The sequence below is a fragment of the Pseudescherichia sp. genome (genome assembly GCF_031998825.1).
Classification (GTDB): Bacteria; Pseudomonadota; Gammaproteobacteria; order Enterobacterales; family Enterobacteriaceae; genus Pseudescherichia.
In genome coordinates, this window is sequence record NZ_DAMACX010000103.1 from 1186 (window position 1) to 3208 (window position 2023).

Here is a 2023-nt window from a genome sequence, read left to right on the forward strand (position 1 = left end):
GACCCCGGATGGACGTAAAGCGCACACCCCTCTCGCGGAAGGGGCCAGCCCGGCTTCCGGCACTGACCACCTGGGGCCAACCGCGGTTATTGGCTCTGTCGGTAAACTGCCGACCGAAGCGATCCTCGGTGGCGTGCTGCTGAACCAGAAACTTAACCCGGCGACGCTGGATAATGACAGCGACCGCCAGAAGCTGATGGTGCTGCTGCGTACCTTCTTCGAGGTGCATAAAGGCTGGCACATCCAGTACAACATCGTCTCCCGCGAAACGCTGCTGGAAGCGAAAAAACACCCGGACCAGTATCGTGATCTGGTGGTGCGTGTGGCGGGGTATTCTGCGTTCTTCACCGCTCTGTCCCCGGATGCGCAGGACGATATTATTGCGCGTACCGAGCATACGTTGTAACGGTGTATCCCCTCTCCCTTGCGGGTGAGGGGGAAATGCGCACGCTGATGCCCTCACCCCGGCTCTCTCCCACGGGGAGAGGGAAAACACTAAAAACGGCAACCTGGGTTGTAATGACAGTCAGCTAAGCAACTCGGTATTTTTGAATGACTGAAGTGGAAGAGTTCCGTTCACTACAGCACCTCTGCTTTATGCCCCCTCCGCTGCGGTGAACGTGCCAGGGGGGCTCGCCGCCTCCCCCCTGGCTACCCCGGCTCCCGGCAAAGAAAATCGCCGCTTCGCGGTGCACTCAGCTTATTCCTTCAGGCTTTCGGGTCGGGCACCAGCCTGCATCCATGCAGGCTATGCCCTCTCGGCGCGTCCCTGCGCCTCGCCCCGGCCTTACGGAAACGCTTCGTCGATTTTCAGCCGGATTCACGCTCCCTCACGCTTCTCAGTCGCCTGAATGTGGCACGGGTGTTGAGTCCCCGCTGAAACCGGCGAACCGGAGACCGGATGACAAGGGCTGGACGCCAGGGATGGCGGCCAGAGGCGAATCGAGACAGGATGTCGAGTTGAGCCGACCGCAGGCAGCCGGTCGGGAGGTGAGCGCAGTGCGAAGCACCGGTTTCATTGCGGGGCCGCGGGGATTGACAAGGGGGGCCCGGCGGCCCCCCTTGTCACGTTCACGGGTTGTGGAATGCCATGTTCTACTGAACATGAGGTGAACGGAACAATCCACCGGGCTTAACTGACTGGCATCACAACCCGGGTTGCCGTTTCGCTTTTACTTTCGAATGAAATTAAATTTGTGGTTTTAGTCACATTGTTATTAGAATGTTGCTGGTCGCAGTAACATCCAGGAGCGCAATGTATGACCGTTAAAGTTATCGTCACAGATATGGACGGAACTTTTCTTAATGACGCCAAGCAGTACGATCGTGACCGCTTTCAGGCGCAGTTCCAGCAACTTCAGGCCCGTAATATTGAGTTCGTTGTCGCCAGCGGCAACCAGTATTACCAGCTTATCTCCTTCTTCCCGGAGCTGAAATCGCAGATCTCCTTCGTGGCGGAAAACGGCGCGCTGGTGTTCGATCACGGCGAGCAGATTTTCCACGGCGAGCTGACGAAGCACGAATCGCAGATTGTGATCGGCGAGCTGCTGAAAGATAAATCCCTGAACTTCGTCGCCTGCGGTCTGGAAAGCGCGTACGTGAGCGACCAGGCACCCGAGGCCTTCGTCGCGCTGATGTCGAAACACTATCACCGCTTAAAGCGCGTCAGCGACTACCGCGACATCGACGATGTGCTGTTTAAATTTTCCCTGAACCTGCCCGACAGCGATATCCCGAACCTGATTGACGCCCTGCATGTTTCGCTCGACGGCATCATGAAACCGGTGACCAGCGGGTTTGGTTTTGTCGATCTGATTATCCCCGGCCTGCATAAAGCCAATGGCCTCAGCCGTCTGCTGAAGCGCTGGAATATCTCCCCGCAGGCATGCGTGGCGATTGGCGACAGCGGTAACGACGCCGAAATGCTGAAGTTTGCCCACTACTCTTTCGCCATGGGCAATGCTGGCGAGAGCATTAAAGCCATCACCCGCTATCAGGCCGACGACAATAACCACCAGGGCGC

At 57.6% G+C, this 2023-nt stretch carries 2 protein-coding genes; both read left to right on the top strand.

Translation table 11 applies throughout. From position 1 onward, the window contains the following. A partial coding sequence (locus RTP97_RS21280; protein ID WP_312417186.1) for a glycine radical domain-containing protein occupies positions 1–406 on the top strand: 406 nt, incomplete at its 5' end. Positions 407–1259: 853 nt separating this feature from the next. After that, positions 1260–2023, top strand: a 764-nt coding sequence (locus RTP97_RS21285) for a Cof-type HAD-IIB family hydrolase (RefSeq protein WP_312417188.1), incomplete at its 3' end; no start/stop codon positions are given.